General features: G+C 67.5%; 20 protein-coding genes and 2 tRNA genes. 13 read left to right on the top strand and 9 right to left on the bottom strand.

Annotation, left to right across the window (positions count from 1 at the left end; translation table 11 throughout):
• The first annotated feature begins 45 nt into the window (after positions 1 to 45).
• Positions 46 to 639: a helix-turn-helix domain-containing protein gene (locus ABGB18_RS42475; RefSeq protein ID WP_347701355.1), complete on the top strand. Its 594-nt coding sequence runs from the start codon at positions 46 to 48 to the stop codon at positions 637 to 639.
• A gap of 265 nt (positions 640 to 904) precedes the next feature.
• Positions 905 to 1,273: a DUF6247 family protein gene (locus tag ABGB18_RS42470; RefSeq protein ID WP_347701354.1), complete on the top strand. Its 369-nt coding sequence runs from the start codon at positions 905 to 907 to the stop codon at positions 1,271 to 1,273.
• A 403-nt stretch (positions 1,274 to 1,676) separates the two neighbouring features.
• On the opposite strand, the gene ABGB18_RS42465 is transcribed toward ABGB18_RS42470, so the two are convergent.
• Together ABGB18_RS42465 and ABGB18_RS42460 are read right to left on the bottom strand one after the other, a co-directional pair.
• Positions 1,677 to 1,892: a hypothetical protein gene (locus tag ABGB18_RS42465; protein WP_347701353.1), complete on the bottom strand. Its 216-nt coding sequence runs from the start codon at positions 1,890 to 1,892 to the stop codon at positions 1,677 to 1,679.
• A complete protein-coding gene (locus ABGB18_RS42460; protein ID WP_347701352.1) occupies positions 1,889 to 2,158 on the bottom strand; it encodes a hypothetical protein in 270 nt (89 codons plus the stop codon). The genes ABGB18_RS42465 and ABGB18_RS42460 overlap by 4 nt, the downstream gene beginning before the upstream one ends.
• Before the next feature lie 178 nt (positions 2,159 to 2,336).
• Between ABGB18_RS42460 and ABGB18_RS42455 the strand changes: the two genes are divergently transcribed.
• Positions 2,337 to 2,582: a GntR family transcriptional regulator gene (locus ABGB18_RS42455; protein WP_347701417.1), complete on the top strand. Its 246-nt coding sequence runs from the start codon at positions 2,337 to 2,339 to the stop codon at positions 2,580 to 2,582.
• A gap of 217 nt (positions 2,583 to 2,799) precedes the next feature.
• On the top strand, positions 2,800 to 3,039 hold the full coding sequence (locus ABGB18_RS42450) for a winged helix-turn-helix domain-containing protein (protein WP_347701351.1): 240 nt from the start codon (positions 2,800 to 2,802) through the stop codon (positions 3,037 to 3,039).
• Between the two features lie 4 nt (positions 3,040 to 3,043).
• On the opposite strand, the gene ABGB18_RS42445 is transcribed toward ABGB18_RS42450, so the two are convergent.
• The 5 genes from ABGB18_RS42445 to ABGB18_RS42425 all read right to left on the bottom strand — a co-directional run bounded on the left by ABGB18_RS42445 (position 3,044) and on the right by ABGB18_RS42425 (position 4,763).
• The gene (locus ABGB18_RS42445; RefSeq protein ID WP_347701350.1) at positions 3,044 to 3,286 is read right to left on the bottom strand and encodes a hypothetical protein; all 243 of its coding nucleotides are present in this window, start codon (positions 3,284 to 3,286) and stop codon (positions 3,044 to 3,046) included.
• A gap of 252 nt (positions 3,287 to 3,538) precedes the next feature.
• Positions 3,539 to 3,611: transfer RNA gene (locus ABGB18_RS42440), tRNA-Thr, on the bottom strand.
• A gap of 39 nt (positions 3,612 to 3,650) precedes the next feature.
• A complete protein-coding gene (locus tag ABGB18_RS42435) occupies positions 3,651 to 3,881 on the bottom strand; it encodes a transposase (protein WP_347701349.1) in 231 nt (76 codons plus the stop codon).
• 186 nt (positions 3,882 to 4,067) lie between these two features.
• Positions 4,068 to 4,373 (bottom strand): hypothetical protein, encoded by a 306-nt coding sequence (locus tag ABGB18_RS42430; RefSeq protein ID WP_347701348.1) that lies wholly within the window; start codon positions 4,371 to 4,373, stop codon positions 4,068 to 4,070.
• Positions 4,374 to 4,391: 18 nt separating this feature from the next.
• On the bottom strand, positions 4,392 to 4,763 hold the full coding sequence (locus ABGB18_RS42425; protein WP_347701347.1) for a hypothetical protein: 372 nt from the start codon (positions 4,761 to 4,763) through the stop codon (positions 4,392 to 4,394).
• Positions 4,764 to 5,506: 743 nt separating this feature from the next.
• Between ABGB18_RS42425 and ABGB18_RS42420 the strand changes: the two genes are divergently transcribed.
• From ABGB18_RS42420 to ABGB18_RS42385, 8 genes are all read left to right on the top strand, one after another.
• Entirely contained in the window at positions 5,507 to 5,917 is a 411-nt protein-coding gene (locus ABGB18_RS42420; RefSeq protein ID WP_347701346.1) for a hypothetical protein, read from the top strand.
• 651 nt (positions 5,918 to 6,568) lie between these two features.
• Positions 6,569 to 6,642 (top strand) — tRNA-Met (locus ABGB18_RS42415).
• A 71-nt stretch (positions 6,643 to 6,713) separates the two neighbouring features.
• On the top strand, positions 6,714 to 6,878 hold the full coding sequence (gene rpmG, locus ABGB18_RS42410) for a 50S ribosomal protein L33 (protein ID WP_019632658.1): 165 nt from the start codon (positions 6,714 to 6,716) through the stop codon (positions 6,876 to 6,878).
• Positions 6,879 to 7,687: 809 nt separating this feature from the next.
• Entirely contained in the window at positions 7,688 to 8,137 is a 450-nt protein-coding gene (locus tag ABGB18_RS42405; RefSeq protein WP_347701345.1) for a MaoC family dehydratase N-terminal domain-containing protein, read from the top strand.
• A 1-nt stretch (position 8,138) separates the two neighbouring features.
• The gene (locus ABGB18_RS42400; protein ID WP_347701344.1) at positions 8,139 to 8,567 is read left to right on the top strand and encodes a MaoC family dehydratase; all 429 of its coding nucleotides are present in this window, start codon (positions 8,139 to 8,141) and stop codon (positions 8,565 to 8,567) included.
• A 574-nt stretch (positions 8,568 to 9,141) separates the two neighbouring features.
• A complete protein-coding gene (locus tag ABGB18_RS42395; RefSeq protein ID WP_347701343.1) occupies positions 9,142 to 9,972 on the top strand; it encodes a hypothetical protein in 831 nt (276 codons plus the stop codon).
• A 23-nt stretch (positions 9,973 to 9,995) separates the two neighbouring features.
• On the top strand, positions 9,996 to 11,033 hold the full coding sequence (locus ABGB18_RS42390; protein ID WP_347701342.1) for a UDP-N-acetylmuramate dehydrogenase: 1,038 nt from the start codon (positions 9,996 to 9,998) through the stop codon (positions 11,031 to 11,033).
• Positions 11,034 to 11,300: 267 nt separating this feature from the next.
• A complete protein-coding gene (locus ABGB18_RS42385) occupies positions 11,301 to 11,867 on the top strand; it encodes a TMEM165/GDT1 family protein (RefSeq protein ID WP_347701341.1) in 567 nt (188 codons plus the stop codon).
• A gap of 45 nt (positions 11,868 to 11,912) precedes the next feature.
• Here ABGB18_RS42385 and ABGB18_RS42380 read toward each other — a convergent pair whose 3' ends face one another.
• Both ABGB18_RS42380 and ABGB18_RS42375 read right to left on the bottom strand, forming a co-directional pair.
• Positions 11,913 to 14,759: an AAA family ATPase gene (locus ABGB18_RS42380; protein ID WP_347701340.1), complete on the bottom strand. Its 2,847-nt coding sequence runs from the start codon at positions 14,757 to 14,759 to the stop codon at positions 11,913 to 11,915.
• Positions 14,760 to 14,880: 121 nt separating this feature from the next.
• Entirely contained in the window at positions 14,881 to 15,027 is a 147-nt protein-coding gene (locus ABGB18_RS42375) for a hypothetical protein (protein ID WP_347701339.1), read from the bottom strand.
• Between the two features lie 197 nt (positions 15,028 to 15,224).
• Between ABGB18_RS42375 and deoC the strand changes: the two genes are divergently transcribed.
• Positions 15,225 to 16,154: a deoxyribose-phosphate aldolase gene (deoC, locus tag ABGB18_RS42370; protein ID WP_347701416.1), complete on the top strand. Its 930-nt coding sequence runs from the start codon at positions 15,225 to 15,227 to the stop codon at positions 16,152 to 16,154.
• The last annotated feature ends 1 nt before the right edge of the window (position 16,155 follow it).

The following is a 16,155-nucleotide window of genomic DNA, read 5'->3' as shown; positions in this document are numbered from 1 at the left end:
ATCGGAGCATGCAGTGAGATCTCCCCGCATCCGTGGAGCGGTCCTTTGATCCGCCCGGACGACGAGGACAAGCCGTTCGTCGCCCGCTGGAACAGCCTCATCAGGTCCTTGCTCGTCGAGTCGTCGGTGAAGCTGGTGGCACGCACCGCAATGGACTATGCCGACCTGTACGACGGGACAGGCTGCCACCCGAGCAACGAACGTCTGGCCCGGGAAACGGGCTACAGCGAGCGGACCGTCCGCACGGCGTGGGCGACATTACGCAGCCTGGAGTTAGCCGACCGAGTCTCCCGCGGAGTGGCACACAAACGCGAGGCCGACGAGTACGACCTGGTCATCCCCGACGGCTGGCACAACCTCCCCCTGCTGGGGCCGCGAGGGCGCAAGTTCGCCTGCCTCAACTGCGGCAAGGTGATCAACCCGCAGGGCAACAGCGAACTCCACAAGGACGGCAGTGTCCGCTTCAACGTGCGCCTGTTCGTCTTCTGCCCACCCCCGAGGGCCACCAAGGGCAGGGAGGACGAGCGTTGCTTCAACGCCTGGGAGGCGGCCCAGAAGCGCGCCGGAGAGTCAGCCTGGGGGCAACGGGGGAGCGGTGTATGGAAGCTCTTCCGACAGGCCCGCGGGGATGACTGGTGATCGCGAAATGCCGGAAGTGAGTTCCGGTACCGGAAGTGACTTCCACATCTACCGGAAGTGACTTCCGCCGTATACCGGAAATGAGTTCCATGAATACCGGAAGTCACTTCCACCCAATATCTTTAAAACCTAACTACTCACCTCAACTACTCATCTAACGTGCCCACGCTGGCGCGTGGGCGCGAGAGGGGGGTCAACTCCTTCGACGAAGTGAGGACCGCGCGCCGCGGGCAAGTTACTGTCACAGGAGGGGAAGGAGTCCATCATGAGCGCTCAGCCGCACGGCCCGCACAGGACGCCGGAGGAGATCAGGGCGGACCTGAAGGCAGACCGTCGCCCGAAGACGATCCGCGCCTCGCTGCCTCCCGAGGACCACGCCCTGTTCGACCGGGAGTACTGGCACGCCCTCGACAAAGCCAAGGTGGAGTACGACCTGGCGCCGATCCGGGAGTTCGAGCAGCGCTGGTGGTGGACCGCCTACCTGAAAGCGGACCCCGAAGAGTACGAAGAGACCATCCGGGCCGGCGAACGCGCCATGGAGTACCTGGAACGAGGAGAGCTGCCGCCCGGCGCTGTCGTCGTGGACGAGGCGTACAAGGACCGCCTGCGCAAGCAGATCGAGCTAGGTAAGTAGATGTACACGGTCGGTCTCGACCCGATCGCCGAACACCAGCGCGACGCGTTACCGGCCGAGGCGAAACCTCACTACGACGAGCTGCTCACGATGTTGGAGTTGGCGCCATGGGGCGGCGACCCATTCAAGGCGGACAAGCCGGACGGCAACATGCGCAAGCAGGTCTTCGGCAACCGCGGCTTAGCTGTGTACGTCGTGATGGACGAGCGGCGCTACGTCTACATCACGCGGATCGCCTGGATTTGGGAGGTGGCCCCGTCTCGCCCCCTCCAGTCGAGGACGGGACCACCCTGCCCTCCGGTCGTGACGGACCGAAGGGGGTCTTGCCGCCCGACTCCGCGTTCGTGGGTATCCCTATCGGGACACCATGGGCGCTGACATCAGGAGCCAGGCCGTCTAGGGACTAACTCGCGCGGATGTGAACGGCGTACCAGACACGCCGGGCGTGCGCGTAGATGCCGCGGCCCGCCTCCTCGTAGCCGTCGTTGCGGAGCACGAAGTACTGACCGCCTTCCGAGCACCACTCGTACCCGATGGGCGACTTCTCGTAGACCCGCAACCGGGCGCCGTTCGGCCGGTAGCGCTCCCACCGCCACGTCACCCTGTCGTAGTCGCTCATGACAGGTCACCCGTCGTGAACGGGAGCTCTCTGTCGAGGTGGGGAGGCCATTCGATGTGGGTGTGGCGCATGCCCCGGGGGTGGTCTGGTTCTGCGTGCTGGGCGAGGATCCGCAACGCCATCCCGACCAGCATCGCGCCGCGCTCAGTCGAGGCGGTCGCGGTCCGGCCGGACTCGTGGGTGAGGTGGATGCGTCCGTTCTTGTCGCGCTCGACCTTGCATTCGGGAATGTCCGGGAGTGGCTCGCCCGGCTTAGGATTTGGCATGAGTCGGACCTCCAGCGTCCGATCAAAGGGCCCGTGCGGCGTTCGGTGCGCCTAGCGGGCCCGCTTTTTGCAGGTCAGTGGGCGTCATGGTACGCCGCTTCCACATACTTCACCATGGTGAGTCTTGGGGAAGTGCGGGTATCCGCAGGTCAACACAGATGCCTACCGTGCAACTGTGATGATCGAATTCCGGCCGAACGCTCCGAAGTGGCGGCAGATCGCCGACATTCTCAAGGAGCGGATCGCGGACGGCACCTATCCGGTGGACACGCCGCTGCCGTCCGAGCATGACCTGGTGCAGGAGTTCGGCGTCGCCCGCGGCACGGCCCGCAAGGTGCTCAGCAAGCTCAAGGAGGAGGGCGTCGCTTACGCCGAGCGCGGCCTGGGCACTTTTGTGGCGCCGCCGAAAGACTCTGAGGGGTGATGGCCTGGCGGGCGAGTGCGACGGCGTGGGCCCGACAGCTCCATTGAGGGTTGTTTCCCACGCCGCCGCTTGACCTTCCCTGCCCCAGTGGCCTCACGCAAAACCTTAGACATCAGAGGATCGCTGGTAACCGGAGGGAACGTCCCGGCACTGCCCGGGACGTCCTGGGTAATTCCCGGTGGTCCGGGGCTTGCCTAGTGCCACTACGTTCTCTTCCATGATCAAATGGGAGCCGCGATATCGCTACGAGGAAGTCGCCGACGACCTCCGGCAGCGGATCGCCTGCGGCGACTTCCCGCCCCGGACAGCGATCCCGGCGATACCGAGACTCATGCAGATATACGAGATCGGCCGGAACACCGCCCTGAAGGCCGTCTATCTGCTGGCCGACGAAGGGATAGTCGTCATCAAGCGGGCCCAAGGAACCTTCGTGGTGCCGCCCGAGGACCGGCCGTGACCGGTCAGGCCGCCCTGATGAGCTCGTCGCCCATCGCCTCGACGAGCTCGTCCAGGCTGCGCCGGACGATGAAGTGCTGCGCGCCAGCCTCGATCTGCGCCGGCGTGAGCTCGGCGGCGCGGACGGCGATCCATGTGTTGTTAGGTCGCCGCCTGACGCTCCACGCCGGATAGGTGTGATGGATGATCGCGAGTCTGCGGTCGAACTCGCGCAGGGCTTGTTGTGGAAGTGGTGACGGCATGGTCATGCAGGAGCCCCCCTCGCTGCCGATGGACAGTCGTCCCCGGTCCCGCCTCCCCGGCGCCGGGTCGCTCCAGCATTCTTCATTGACCTTCGGCAAGGGAAGGTGTGATTGAAAGTTCACCTGACGGCCGATCGGCCGTCAGAGGGGCTGGAACCGGGGGGCGCTGTCGCGAATTCGTCGCGAAAACGGGCCGACGATCAGAAACGCCCGGTTCCGAGATTTCTCGGACCGGGCGTTTTCCCTGTTCAGACTGTGAGCCCCCAAACGGAATCGAACCGTTGACCTTCTCCTTACCATGGAGACGCTCTGCCGACTGAGCTATAGGGGCCTGTCCGGCGCTGCGGACAGGTGTAACCATACACGTGAGTCAGCGATGATGCGAACTCGTTCCGGCCCGTACGACCGCCTCGGTTTTCCGCTGTGCGGGCAACTGGATCACCTCGCACAGATCGGCGAGATCAACGTGCCTGGCCACCTCCGCCACGGACATGCAGTCAGCCACCAGCCACCCGTTCTGGCGCACTCGCAGCACCTGCCGTCCGGCCCGCATGATCCCCACGACCTCGTAGCCGTCGGGTCCGACCCATCGCCTGTCCATAGCGGCACAGACTAGCCGCCGGGTCTCTCATTTTTCGTTGTGCCACAGGCGTTACAGCCATACCGACTCGGCACCGCAATCCCAAGAGGCACCCAGAAACGGTGCCGTGGAGATCGAGGTTCGGCACTGGGACGGTATGGCGGTGATCCCCGGCGCCTCGGGACGAGCCACGGGATCGCCCGCCGATCAACGATTTATCTTGGCGATTCCCGTGCCCTCCACCACGACGTGTTGCGCTCCGTTGGCGAAGTTACTGCCGTTGATGCTGTTGTCGCTGTTGATGGAGCCGTTGGCGTTGTCCCAGTTGCCGCTGTTCACTGACTTGCCGCGGACGCGATAGTTGCCGCTCTTCCACATGTTGCCTCGGTCCTTGAATCCGTCGTGCCCGACGCCGACCGCGGCCGAGGCGGCACGTTCGAACAGTGGCGCGGACAGCGCGACTGCCGTCGACATCAACCCGAGATGCGCCGCGGCCACCGCGGTCCCCCGCATCCAGCCCCTCACCGTCGGTCACCCGTTCTCAACGGACTGGGGCCCGTTGGCGGTGTTTCCGCCGTTCGTGTTGTTGCTGCTGCCGGTGGAGCCATTGGTGTTGGAGAAGTTACCGCTGTTGATTGCGTTTCCTTCATTATGGTAATTCCCACTGTTGGTCGAGTTTCCGCTGTTCACCGGGCCGTTGACGCACGTCGTGGGCGAATTGAGCGTGGGGGAGTTGTAGCTGATCAGGCGGTTGCCGCAGAAAACACTGGGTAGGGCCTGGGCCACGGTGCCGAGGTCTGCTCCTATCAGCCAGTCGAGCAGGGAGCTTCCCTCCTCGGGGTCTTCGGCCGCCGACACGCTGGTTGCGGTCAGTAGCGCGCCGCAGCTGAGTAGAATGATCACCACAATTCGTACGAATGCTCTCAACGGGTCCCCCGTCATTCTCGTGACTTGAGTCACCGACGATAGCATCGGGTAATGGAAGCCGACGGTAAGTAATCGTGAGGGTCGCGAGAAATTGACCTGCTCGGGACATGGTCCAAGTTTTGATATCCAGTTGTGGTGCCCAGTCCGGTGGCCGGGGTTGCCGGATTGCGGTTGGTGTCGTGTGTGCCGGACTATTCGGTGATGGCGGGATGGCGGCGATCAAGGAGTCGGGTTCGGCCGGCGCGGCATTGCCCTGACGTGCTCGTGCAGAGATGTGTCGGCGGCGGACGTTGCGGACGGCTCAAGGTCGGTGACGTCCGTTGGCCTTCCACATGTTCATCGATGCGATGCACATGTGGAAGGAGTTATTGAATAATCCTGCTGGTCCCGTTTCCCACACAGTTGCTTGAATGGTGCCTGACGCGATCATCGCGATCGCCGGACCCTGAGAGAAAGCGAGCGGTTGGGCCCCGCATGCAACCGGCGCAGGCTTGGCGTTGTGAGGTCTGCCTCGGGAGGAGTTGAACGAGCACGCCAGGGGTTGCGGGCCCGGCAGGCCAGGAACGCCGAGCCTGCCCGCGGGCGGGGATACGGGCACGGGAGAAGGCGGCGGCTCAGTGAGAGCGGTCGGTGGCCGCCGGACTGCGACGACCAAAGTAGGGGGCGGGTCGCAACTTTCGCACGTTGTGGGAGCAGGGCCACCCAGACAGCCTGATGCGATGAACGACGTGAAGGCGCCACTGGCGCAGGCCACCTACATCGGTTGCACGACCGAGGAACTCGCGGCGCGACGGAAGGGCGACAAGATCGCCGGCGGGGTCGATCAGCGGGTGCTGTTCCCTCGGCGCGGAGCGGTAGTGCTGTACGAAGACCGGCTCCTTCTTCAAGGCTGGGACGATCAGGCGGACCTGGTGCTGCGGCAGGCGGAGGTGACGTCGGTCGACAACGAGTTCACCGAGCTGTACAGGCGTTTTCTGGGGGGCCTGCTCAACTCGGGCAAGCCCTTGATCCTCGGGACCGCCACGGTCGGCGAGATCTACCTGATGGTCGATCACAAGACGTTCATGGAGACCACCGACAACCGTAGGTGGGCCACGTTGTTGAAGACCTGGCTGAGCTCGACCGGCTGAGGTCGGGCACGGTCTTCGCGGGGGCGCTGACGATGGCGTTGGGCATGACCCTCAGTACTCCGTCCGCAGTGAGACATGCGAGCGAGAAGGCACCCGGCCGGCCGTGGATTGTCCCCCCGGTCGTACGAGCCGCAGGGCCTACGCGCTCGCTCGCGCTGACGCTCAAGTTCAATCTCACGTTCACGCCGACGTTCGCGCCCGTGCCGACACTCGCGGCCCCCGCGCCCAGGCCCAGACGGATGCCGGATGCCGGATGCTCACGCCTGCGCCCGACGTCCGTGCCCGACGGCTGCGCCCGACCTCCGTGATCGACGTTTGGGCGTCCGGGGCCGATGGCTTCGTGGTGGGGGCTGTCGGATCGGGAGTCGTGAGGTGATGTGTTCGGGTTCGCGCTCTGGAGCGGGCGCTGCTACGCTGACGAGCGCCCCAGCTCAAGATCCCTGGTAGGGTCCGGTGCGGTCCCCTTGGTAAGGGGAGGGTCAACGGTTCGGTGGCCGTTGGAGCTCACCAGCAGGTGGGGCTTTTGCTTTTGGATTTCGGTTGTCGGGGGGTCCTGGGGCATACTGGGGGCACCCCACCCGATCAGGTGAGTTACGAATGTGCTCGCCGCTTCGGGTATCCTCTACGGGCCGGGGTCGTTACCGGCTCAAAGGCGGAGTAGCTCAGTCAGGCAGAGCAAACGGCTCATAATCGTTGTGTCGCCGGTTCAAGTCCGGCCTCCGCTACTGCCCATTCCCAGGTCAACCGGCCTGGGCACGGGTGTGTCCATGTCCCGAACGTAGAAAGGCACTCCCAAGTGGCTGCCACCGACGTTAGGCCGAAGATCACGCTGGCCTGCCAGGAGTGCAAGCACCGCAACTACATCACGCGGAAGAACCGGCGCAACGACCCGGATCGGCTTGAGCTGAAGAAGTACTGCCCCAACTGCCGCTGCCACCGCGCGCATCGCGAGACGCGATAGCCTGCGCAGGTAGTCGGCTCGGCATCGCCCGGGTTTCCCGGGCAGGGCTTCTGCCTTCAGGACTTCCTTCATACTGCACGACCGGCGTCCCCTCGCAGGGCGCCGGTTTGTCGTGTTCTTACCGGCCGAACGCTCATGCACGGCCATTTCGTCATGTCCGTGGGCGGTTCGGGTTGGGATCGACGCCGAGGTCGGGGCATGGATGGAGGCTGGGTGTGGTTCGGGGGCGGGGTGTGGCTCGGGGCTTGAGTACGCGGGGATTCGCTCTCTGATTGAGGGCACTGGGTTCGCTTGAGATTTCGCTCCGGTTCAAGGGGCGGGGTTCCGTCTCACCTTGCGCTGCTGTCCAGAGCGCTGGCGCCCTCCGACTCCCCGGGACTGTCCAGGGTGCCGGGTTTGCCTGTCGTTCGGTTCCTGTCCCGGGGGCGGTCGTGGCTGGGGGCCGCTCCCGTCCTGGGGTTGCTCCAGCCCGTGGTCCCCGCTTGCTTTCGGGGTCGCTTCCGCTCCGGGTGGCGCGCGGTTGCCGGCGGGTGAGGTGGGCGTGTGGGGGTTGGAAGCCGCTCAGGTGGTCAAGTGGGCGCGCGTAACGGTGGGGAGTGTGCGGCGGTCAGCAGGCGTATTCCTGGAGGACCTCGGCCATGGTCGGCGGGTGGCGGCCGGCTTGGCGCCGCCGTACCAGATGAATGTCGGTTTTTGGGGTTTGGTGGGTCGCGCGGGGCAAAAAAGGGTCAGGGGCGGGGACAGCCGAACCTTGTTCTGTTAGCGTCGGGCTCGGCAGCGCTTGTTGGGAGACATGCGAGGGAGCACTGATGGCCTTGAATCGCGACTTCGTGGGCAGGACCTATCCGCCCAGCCCCCCGTACGAGGTCAGCCGGGTGAAGATCAGGGAATTCGCGGCCGCGATCGGTGACAACAACCCCGTCTATCGCGACAAGGAGGCCGCCCAGGCCGCAGGGCATCCTGATGTGATCGCGCCGCCCACGTTCCCCATCGTGTTCAGCCTGCAGAGTGGGGGTGAGGCGTTGGTCGATCCCGATCTGGGACTGAACTTCGCCATGGTCGTCCACGGCGAGCAGCGCTTCGAGTACGTGCGGCCCGTCCACGCCGGCGACGAGCTCGTCATGACGTCCACGATCACCGACATCAGGACCGCCGGTCGCAACGAGCTGCTGACGATCAGGAGCGACATAACCACCGTTCGGGGCGAGCCGGTCTGCGTCACCTACAACACGATCGTCGAGCGTGGAGGGGCGGACTGAGATGGCAGCCACGGTGAAGTACGACCAGGTGGAGGTCGGGCAGGAGATCCCGGCGGTGGACTACACCGTGCGCCGGGTCAACCTGGTGATGTATGCGGGTGCTTCCGGGGACTTCAACCAGATCCACTGGAACGAGCGGTTCGCGAAGATGGTCGGGCTGCCTGATGTGATCGCGCATGGGATGTTCACGATGGCGCAGGCCGGTCGGTTCGTCACCGACTGGGCGGGGGATCCCGGTGCGGTGGTGGACTTCGGGGTGCGCTTCTCGTCGATGGTGGTGGTTCCCGACGATGACGAGGGGGCCACGATCTCCGTCAGCGGGAAGGTGGAGGAGAAGCTGGAGGGCCGGAAGGTGATCATCGCGCTCACCGCCAGGTCGGGGGATGCGCGGGTGTTGTCCAAGGCTCGCGCCGTGGTTCAGCTCGTCTGAGGTGAGCGGTTCCGGCGTCCACGCGGAGTCGTCGTCGGGTTCTGGTGTCCGTTCGGAGTTGTCGTCGGGTTCCGGTGTCCGTTCGGAGTCATCGGGGTTTGGCGTCCGCTCGGAGTGGTCGGGCCGATGCTCGCTCGGAGTTGTCGGGGGTCGGGGTCCCTCTGAGGGAGTGGTGTGACGGAAATGGTGTGATATGTCGGTCGCGTATCGGGTACAGCGTGTTCCTATGAGTGATGTCGCGCGACAAGTCTGGCCCACGGTTCGGTCGATTCCCGTTTCTGCCGTGACCGACCACAAGCCGCCCGCGCACCTCCGGCCCGCACGGATCGAACAGGTGGCGGGGGGATCGGGGACCGGGCGTGACACGACGGGCGGGGCGGCGGCGCCCCGGAGGGTCGGGGCGGCCACCGGAGTGGGGACGGCCGGGGCGAAGCCGATGGGCGCGCACATCCGGGGAGCGAAGCCGGCGGGTGGTCAGGGGTCGGCGGGTGGTCGAGAAGCTGAGGCGTCCGGCGCGAGAGGCGCGGAGGCGGTGGGGGCGAAGGGCGCGGAGACGGCCGGTGCGCATGCTCGCATGAATCCCGCCGCCGAGCTCGGCTTCTCAGGGGATCCCGGGCAGCACGGTGATCCGGGTGACGGGATGCTGCACGCCCAGGTCACCTGGGACGGCACGCTCGCCACCAACCGCCTCGACGAGCTGGGCGTCACCTCCGAGCGGCGGCGCCTGGAGGTCAAGGACGTCACCACCAGCGTGAGCCTGCTGGTCGACGGCTGGCCCGCGGACGTGGAGAAGTGCGTGCAGTCCTTGATGGACCACACGACCGCCCGGGTGCTGGCCCTCGACCTGGGGAACGTCGACGGCGCCGGGGACGTGCTGCGCGGCCTGGCCGAGCGGTATCCCGAGCGGATCGTCGTCTGGCACGTCGCCGAGCAGCCGCACTGGCGCGGCGGCACGGCGACCTGGGGCGAGTGCCGGGCCAAGCTGTTGCGGCTGGACGAGGCCGAGGTGCACGTGCTGATGGAGACGTCCCTCGTACTGCGCGGCGACGCCCTGACGCCGCTGGTGGCGGCCGTCGTGGAGGGCGCGGTGGCGGCCGGCTGGCGGGGCGTCGAGCTGCTGGACGGCGGCACGCGGTGGCAGGAGGCGGTTCCGGGCAAGGTGAGCGCGCTGACCGGGGACCTCATGGCGGTACGCAGGTCGGCGGCGCTGGGCGCGTTGCCGGAGGAGGCGAACTACGGCCGCAACGCCGATCTGGAGCTCTCGCTCGGCCTGTCCGGCGAGCTGGTGGTGCCCGCCGAGCGGCTGCCGGCACAGCGGCTGAGCCCGCATGACGTCTCCTCCGAGTACAGCCAACGCGAGCTGCGGCGCAACTACGATGCCGTCCTGCGGATGTTGCGGAGCTGACAAGCCTCATAAGCTAGGTGCTCATGGAGATGCTCGCGCCGTATACCACGCTGCGTCTGGGCGGGCCCGCCCGCGATTTCGCCGAAGCGACCACCGCGGAGCAGCTCGTGTCGCTGATAGCCGAGGCCGACCGGAACGCCGTGCCCACACTGGTGCTCGGCGGGGGCAGCAACGTCGTGGTGTCCGATGAGGGGTTCGACGGGCTGGTCGTCAAGGTCGCCACCCGGGGCGTGTCCGTCTCGCGCGACGGTGAGCAGGTGCTGGTCACGGTCGAGGCGGGCGAGGACTGGGACCCACTGGTCGCCCGCTCGGTGGCCGAGGGATGGTCGGGCATCGAGTGCATGTCGGGCATTCCCGGATTGGTGGGTTCGACGCCCATCCAGAACGTCGGTGCCTACGGGCAGGAGGTGTCCCAGACGATCTTCTGCGTGCGGGCCTACGACCGGCTCACCCGGCAGGTGGTCGACATCGAGGCGCGGCAGTGCGGGTTCTCCTACCGGGACAGCGCCTTCAAACGGGATCTGTCGCGGTACGTGGTGCTGGCGGTGACGTACGCGCTGGAGATTTCGGAGTTGTCCGGCCCTGTGGCGTATGAGGAGCTGGCCAGGAGACTGCGGACCGAGGTCGGTGGCCGAGTGCCGCTCGGACAGGCACGAGAAGCGGTTCTGGGGCTGCGGCGGGGCAAGGGCATGGTGCTCGACCCCGACGATCCGGACACGCGTAGCGCCGGGTCGTTCTTCACCAACCCCGTGCTCTCTCGCGCGCAGGCCGCGGACCTGGAGGTGCGGGCGCCCGGGCATCCGCGGTGGGACATGCCGGACGGGTCGATCAAGGTGCCCGCCGCCTGGCTGATCGAGCACGCGGGCTTTCCGAAGGGCTACGAGCGCGGGCCCGTACGCATCTCCACCAAGCACACCCTGGCGCTCACCAATCCCGCGGGCGCCGCCACCACGGCGGACCTGCTGGGGCTGGCCAGGGAGGTCCGGGACGGCGTGCGCGAGAAGTTCGGAGTCACGCTGGTGAACGAGCCGGTGCTGGTCGGGTGCTCCCTGGAGGAGTAAGGCGACGAGCCGGTGCTGGTCGGGAGCCGCCTGGGGGAATAGACGTCCGGCTGGAGCTGTTATCGTGGTTCGGAATTACCGAAGGGGAGTAGTCCCAATCGTGTGATCGACACACTGGCGCTTCATCGCGCCCGGTCACATGGGCCTCACGCGGGCGGACGAGACCTTCGGCCTGGCAGTTATTGACAAGACGCTGCCGGGCCGAAGCCGTGCCCGAAAATCTCCCCGGGTTCCTCGCTTCCGGCTCGGTCGCGCGGAAGAGGAGCCTTGGAAGCGTTCTGGATCAGCCTCGCCGTCATCTTCGTGGCCGAGCTCGGTGACAAGAGCCAGCTGATGGCGTTGACGTTCGCCACCCGTTTCAAGACCTGGCCGGTTCTTCTGGGCATCACGATCGCCACGACCGTCGTGCATCTGGTCAGCGTCGCCGTGGGCGGGCTGATCGGGGACGCGTTGCCGAGGACGGCCATCTCGGTGGTGGCCGGGCTGGCCTTCCTCGCCTTCGCCATGTGGACGCTGCGCGGCGACGAGCTGAGCGAGGACGAGTCCCGCAAGGCCCAGCGCGCGACCGCCAACGTGCTGATGGCCGTGACCGTGGCGTTCTTCCTGAGCGAGCTGGGCGACAAGACCATGCTGGCCACGATCACCCTGGCCACGCAGCACGGCTGGGTCGGCACCTGGATCGGCTCGACGGTCGGCATGGTCGCGGCGGACGCGCTGGCGATCCTGGTGGGCCGGCTGATGGGCAAGCACCTTCCGGAGCGCGTCATCAAGTACGGCGCCGCCGCGGCGTTCGCGATCTTCGGCGTGGTCCTCCTGGCCGAGGCGCTGCTCTGACGATTCCGCGCGCCTTGAGGACGAAGCCCGGGAGGGAGACGAAGCTCAGGAGGACAGCAGCGACAGCCGGTGGGCCGCCGCGGCCGCCTCGCCGCGGGTGGTCACGCCGAGCTTGGCCAGGATGTTGGACACGTGCACGCTCACCGTCTTAGCCGAGATGAACAGCTCAGCCGCGATGTCCCGGTTGGTCCTGCCCTGGGTCACCAGGCGCAGCACCTCCATCTCGCGCGGCGTCAGCAGCTCCGACTGCTCCTGCAGGCCGCCCACCCGGCGCGACAGCGACTCGATCTCGTTGATCAGCGGCGTCGCGCCCAGAGCCTTGGCCAGCGGGAGCGCCACCTTCAGCCGGGTCGCGGCACCCTCGCGATCGCCGGTCCTGGCGGCCGCGATGGCCGCCCGCAGCAGCGCCTTGGCCTGGTTGTGCGGCCGCCTGAGCCGCTCCCAGGCCGCCGCCGCGGCATCGAAGTCCCCCATGTAGGACAGCCGGTACGCCTCCACGACCGGCCCGATCACCGACAACTCGGCGGCCACCTCAGCGGCGTGCTTGCGGACCGCCGCGGCGCGCTCCGGCTCGGTGGCCTCGGCGCTGTCGCAGACGACGCTGAGCAGGGCGAGCAGCCGCCAGCCGAGCATGGCCTTGCTCGACTGCCGGGGACGTGCCAGGACCCGCTCGGCCACGCCCAGCGCCTCACCCGGCTCGCCCCTGAGCAGGTGCCAGCCGATCTGCAGGCGGGCGTTGCTGGTGATGTCCTGGATCCACTCCTCCGGGCGGTTCTTGAACACCCCGATCTCCGACAGGATGCTCTCGACCAGTTGGGCCTCGCCCCTGGCCAGGGCGATGTCGGCGCGTAGCCGCAGCAACGCGTAACGGGTGCGCAGGACGGGGCCGTGGCCGAGAGCGCTCTCGACGATCTCGATGGCGTCGTCCCAGCGGCCGAGCGCCTCCAGCGACTCGGCCCAGTTGTTCTTGATGAACAGGCCGCTGCCGCGGAGTCTGCCGTATTTCTTGGCGAGCTCCCAGCCGTGCTCGGCCAGCCGCAGGGCCTCCTCGTCGCGGCCCATGTCGAGCAACGCGTCGATGTTGTTGCCGATCGCCCTGGTGATGATGCGGCCCGAGTCCTCGGCCCGGCCGATCTCCAGGGCCTCCTCGTTGACGGCGATCGTGGACTCCAGCTCACCGTTGAGGGAATGGCCGAGCGCCAGGTTCATCAGCAGGTCGGACTCCAGGCACCGGTCGCCGTGCGCCCTGACCAGGCGCAGCCCCTCGGCGATGAGCTCGCCCGCCTCCCTGATCTCGCCCATCATCATGATGTGGCGGCTCAGCGGCGCGGCCACCTGGGCCCATTCGAGACTGTCCTCGGGGACGAGCCGCAGCGCCTGCCGGAGGTCGTCGATGACCCCGGGCTGGCCCTTGGCGGACTTGAACGCGGCCCGGCGCGCGATGAGCTCGGCCACCCGCTCCGGCTCCTGGGTCTCGTCGAGCTGGGACAGCGCGGCCTTGACGAACCGGGTGCCCTTGTCGGTGTCGCCGGCGGCGTTGGCGGCCTCGGAGGCGCGTTCGAGCACGGCGGTGTGGTCGGCCTGGATGAGCTTGTCGGCGTCGGGCACCCGGTCCCAGAGCATGAGCACGCGTTCGAGCAGCGGGATGGCCTCGGTGTAGGCGAACGCCTTGAACGACTTCTGGGCCGCCTCCCACGCCGAGACCAGCGCCCAGAGGTCGTCGCGGGCGCCGTACCAGTGGTGGGCCAGCTCGACGGCGGCGCGGCCGGGCGGGACGAGGCCGCGGTTCTTCGAGATCTCCTCGGCGTATCTGGCGTGCAGCCGCTGGTGCTCGCCGGGCAGCAGCTCGTCGTGCACGGCCTCGCGGATCAGGGAATGCCGGAAGACGTAGGCGCGGTTGTCGGCGATCTGCAGCACGTTGCCCGCGATGGCCGGGCGCAGCGCGGTCTCCAGCTCCATCTCGGACAGGCCGCTTACGGCGGCCAGTAACGCGTGGCTGACCCGGGTGCCGCCGGCCGCCGCGACCCGCAGCACCCGCTGGGCCTCCTCCGGCAGCCGCTCGACGGAGTTGAGGATCAGGTCCTGCATCGACTCGGGGAACGTGTAGTCCTCCCCGCCCTCCAGCATGGCCTCCACGAACAGCGGGATGCCCTCGCTGCGCTCGTAGACCTTCTGGACCTTGCCGTATTCGGGGACGACGCCGAGGATCCCGGTCATCTGCTGGGCGACCTCGTCCCTGGACAGGCGGGGCAGGTCGAGCCGGTGCACGCCGTTGACCCGGCCGAGCTCGGCCAGCACCGGCCGGAGCGGGTGCTGCCGGTGCAGGTCGTCGGAGCGGTAGGTCATGACGATCAGCACCTGCGGGGCGTGCAGGTTGCGGCTGAGGAAGGCGATGAGGTCGCGGCTGGACCTGTCGGCCCAGTGGATGTCCTCGATCACGAGGACGGTGGGGTGGCCGTCGGCGAGGCGCTCCAGGAGTGTGAGGAACTGCTCGAACAGCCGGGCGCGCCCGGTGTCGGTCTCGCCGTCGCTGTTGGGCTCGCCGAACTCGGGCAGCAGCCGGGCGAGGTCGCGCTCGGCGCCCTCCGGCAGCAGCGCGGCGACCGCGGCCGTGCCCTTCTCCCTGACGAGCTGCCGGAGTGCCGCGGTGAACGGGGCGTAGGCCAGACCCTCGGTGGACAGCTCGACGCAGCCGCCGTAGAGCACATGCGCGCCCCCGACGGCGCAGCGCCCGGCGAACCGCTGGACGAGCCTGGTCTTGCCGACCCCGGCCTCCCCGCCGAGCAGGACGGCCGTGGCCAACCCCCGTCTGGCCTCGTCGAAGCTGTCGGATAGAGCTGTCAGCTCCTCTTCGCGCCCCACGAAAACAGGACTGACAGGACGTCCCCGCATGTCATCCAGCATGTCATGCCCCAACGATTGCTTTCGACGCATTTTCGGCGTGCGATCCCGGGCTAGGGAGGCACGGGGGCCCGGCCACGAGCGGATTTGTGGCCGGGCGCTCGTCGGGTGCTCATGAGGAACGGCGCTTGCCGAAGAGCGAGCGGCGCTCCGCCTTGTTGTGGCGCTCCGCCTCGCGTACGCGGCGGTGCTCGGCGGCGGCCCGGCGCAGCTCGCTCGCGTGGTTCTTCATGAGCTCGTACTCGATCTCGGGGTTCATGGTGTCTCCTGAAATTTCGTGCTTTCTCCTGACACCCTTAAGACTCGGGCTAAGGTCCGGCCCGGCACATCGGGTGGATGCCTTATCTCCGCCCTCCGGATACCTACCGCGCATACCTAGGGCCTGGTCGGGACCGCCCTAAGGTGCCCGGTTTGGAGGTGGAGACCCTGGTCGGCGATGCTGTGGTGGTGTCAACTGTGACGAGCTCGCTCGCGGACGTCGCCTCGTCCGACGCGGCGTTGCGAGCATTTCTGCATGGCCTGCCCGGAGTCGACAGGGTGGGCGCGGACCAGCGGGCGGCGGTGCTGGGCACCCGTTCGATCAAGACAACGGCCAAGGCGGCGGCGATCGACCTGGCCATCTCCATGGTGGACCTCACGACCCTCGAAGGAGCCGACACGGCCGGCAAAGTGCGCGCGATGTGCACCAAGGCCGCGCGTCCCGGGGGTGACGCGCCGCGGGTGGCGGCCGTGTGCGTCTACCCCGACCTGGTCGAGGTGGCGGTCGAGGCGCTGAAGGGCACCGGGGTGCGGGTGGCCTCGGTGGCGACCGGGTTCCCGAGCGGGCGGACCTCGCCGGAGGTCAAGGTGAGCGAGACCGCGCTGGCGGTGGCCGCCGGCGCCGACGAGATCGACATGGTGATCGATCGGGGCGCGTTCCTGTCCGGCCGTTACATGAAGGTGTTCGAGGAGATCGTCGCGGTGAAGGCGGCCTGCGGGGAGGCCCATCTCAAGGTGATCCTGGAGACGGGCGAGCTGGCCACCTACGACAACGTGCGCCGCGCGTCGTGGCTGGCGATGCTGGCGGGCGCCGACTTCATCAAGACCTCCACCGGGAAGGTGTCCCCGGCGGCCACCCCCTCGGTGACCATGATCATGCTGACGGCGGTGCGCGACTTCCGCGCCGCCACCGGCCGCCAGGTGGGGGTCAAGCCCGCGGGCGGCATCCGGACGAGCAAGGACGCGATCAAGAACCTGGTGCTGGTCAACGAGACCGCGGGCGAGGACTGGCTGACCCCCGAATGGTTCAGGCTGGGCGCGTCCTCGCTGCTCAACGACCTGCTGATGCAGCGGCAAAAGCTGGCCACCGGCCGTTACGCCGGTCCCGACTACTTCACCCTGGACTGAT

It is taken from the genome of Nonomuraea sp. B12E4 (genome assembly GCF_039871825.1).
Classification (GTDB): Bacteria; Actinomycetota; Actinomycetes; order Streptosporangiales; family Streptosporangiaceae; genus Nonomuraea.
This window is presented reverse-complemented; position numbering and strand designations above follow the sequence as displayed.